The 1,592-nt window shown below is 67.3% G+C and carries 2 protein-coding genes; both read right to left on the bottom strand.

Features of this window, described 5'->3' with window-relative positions; all coding sequences use genetic code 11:
- Nucleotides 1-338, bottom strand: a 338-nt coding sequence (locus tag TSA1_RS38620; RefSeq protein ID WP_100181578.1) for a chemotaxis protein CheW, incomplete at its 3' end; no start/stop codon positions are given.
- 27 nt (nucleotides 339-365) lie between these two features.
- Nucleotides 366-1,592 (bottom strand): ATP-binding response regulator (locus TSA1_RS38615; protein WP_145984446.1); only part of this gene is annotated, 1,227 nt, incomplete at its 5' end.

The raw sequence follows: 1,592 nt of genomic DNA, 5'->3' as shown, positions 1-1,592 counted from the left end.
TCCATGCCGGCTTCGGGCAGGCGCAGCACCTCGCCGATCTGGTCGATCAGGAGGCCATAGGATTCGCCGCGCAGATCGACGCCGACCGCCATCGGCACCTTGCCGTCCTCAGGCTGCGGCAGGCCGAGGCGGGCGCGCATGTCGACCACGGTGACGATGCGGCCGCGCAGGTTGAGGACGCCCGCGATCTCGCGCGAGGACAAGGGAACGCGGGTGACGCGCTCGGGCATGAACACGTCCTGGACGCGGGAGATCGGCAGGCCGAACAGCTGGCCGCCGATCATCGCGGTGACGTATTCCACCATGGCGCCTTCGCTGGACTGGGTCTTGCTGGTCATGTGTCTCTCCTGATCCCTGCCCTGCTCTTACGCCGCTGCCCGGCTCAGCTCGGAGGCGCCGGCGGCGCCCGCGGTCTGCTCCTTCAGCGCCGCGATCAGACCGGGACGGTCGAACTTGGCGACGTAGTCGTGGAAGCCGGCCTGACGGCCGCGCTCGATCGCCGCCGGCGACACCAGCGCGGACAGGCCGATGATCGGCATCGAGCCGAGATTGTTGTCCGAACGGATGGTCTCGGCGAACTCGAACCCGTTCATGTCGGGCATCTCGATGTCGGTCAGCACCACGTCGAAGCTCTGGGCGCGGAGCGCAGCCAGGCCCTCCTGCGCGGTCGGCGCGGTGCGGACGCGGTAGCCGGCCGCCTTGAGCACGGGCGCGAGCATGTTGCGGAAGAACGCCGAGTCGTCGACCAGCAGCACCGACTGCGAGTGCAGCGAGGGCTTCATCTCCTTGCGGGTGAACCAGTCGGAGAACGCCATCGGCAGGAAGTGGCCGACGTCGATCACTTCCGTCGCCTGCCCCTTGATCACGGCCGAGCCGAGGATGCCCTGGCTGGAGCCGCCGACCTCGATGTTGAGCCGTTCCTCGACGATGTCGATGATCTCGTCGACGACGAGACCCATGGAGCGGCCGTCGTCGGCGAACACCAGGATCGGCTGGGCGCCCTGGCTGGCAATGGTGACGCCTTCCATGGCCACGAGCGGCATCAGCTGCTCGCGGTACTGCACCATGTAGCGGCCGTTGCTGAACTCGATCTTGTCGGCCGGGAGCTCCTCCAGGCGGGTGACGAGCCCGAGCGGGACCGCCTTGGGCTGCGAGGAGCCGGCGCGGAAGACGAGGAGCGAGGTGGTCTGCTCGCCCGAGCCGATGTGGTGCGCGCCGTTCTCGTCGCCCATGTCATGGGCCGAGGAGCCGGCGGCGCCGAGCGCTTTGGCAATGCCGTTGGGGTCGATGATCATGATGACCGCGCCATCGCCCAGGATGGTGTTGCCGGAGAACATGTCGATGTGACGCAGTTTCGTCGACATCGGCTTGACCACGATTTCTTCGGTGTGGAACACGCCGTCGACCACGATGCCGAAGGTCTGGCTGCCGACTTGCGTGACCACGATGAAGCCGTTCTCGGGATCGGAGGCCGCGCCGTCGTCGATCTTGAGCAGCTTCTTCAGGTGGATCAGCGGCAGCAGCTTGTTGCGCAGGCGGAGAACCGCGGTGTCCTTGATGCGCTCGATGCGGTGCTCTGAGTTGGCGCGGGC

Source organism: Bradyrhizobium nitroreducens (assembly GCF_002776695.1).
Lineage (GTDB): Bacteria > Pseudomonadota > Alphaproteobacteria > Rhizobiales > Xanthobacteraceae > Bradyrhizobium > Bradyrhizobium nitroreducens.
The sequence above is the reverse complement of the archived record's forward strand: the minus strand, read 5'-3'. Positions and strand labels throughout refer to the sequence as shown.